The sequence below is a fragment of the Brucella grignonensis genome (assembly GCF_002252505.1).
Taxonomy (GTDB): Bacteria; Pseudomonadota; Alphaproteobacteria; order Rhizobiales; family Rhizobiaceae; genus Brucella; species Brucella grignonensis.
The window spans coordinates 1-457 of sequence record NZ_NNRL01000061.1 but is presented as its reverse complement, the minus strand read 5'-3'; the positions used below and the strand labels follow the sequence as shown (position 1 = coordinate 457).

Here is a 457-nt window from a genome sequence, read left to right as displayed (position 1 = left end):
CGACTTTATGATGAAGAGCTCTCCTATTTGCGCCAGGATATCTACCGCTGGGATGAGGCCGAGCCGCTCTCAATCCGTTTGACCGCGCAAGACCGGTTCCGTGGATGAGCAAGGCGATCCTGCTCTACAAGCGGTGATGTCAGGTTAACTTCTCCGAGACGCCATTCGGTATGACATTTGGTTCAGACGGCCGCCCCGGTGAGCGCCTTCCACTGTGCGATCGCCCGGAGACGATGTAGACGGATGGCACTGGCCGTGTGTTTGGAAGGAGGCGGCACGAACAGATTTCGAACCGCTGAAAAGATGCTTGTGAAGCGTTGCAGCGCGCCTGGCGAGCGAAACCGCTGCACCATTCGCTCCCGTTTTCGCAAAGGCAAATGGGAGTTTTCGGCGCGGTTGTTCAATCCCTTGTGTGACCAGTGTTCGACATTGGGCATGACCTCACGCCGTGCTGCGA

At 57.3% G+C, this 457-nt stretch carries 1 protein-coding gene; it reads right to left on the bottom strand.

Annotated elements, in window-relative coordinates; translation table 11 throughout:
- Positions 1-182 precede the first annotated feature (182 nt).
- The coding region (locus CEV33_RS00820; protein WP_141211528.1) for a DDE-type integrase/transposase/recombinase at positions 183-457 on the bottom strand (275 nt) is incomplete at its 5' end.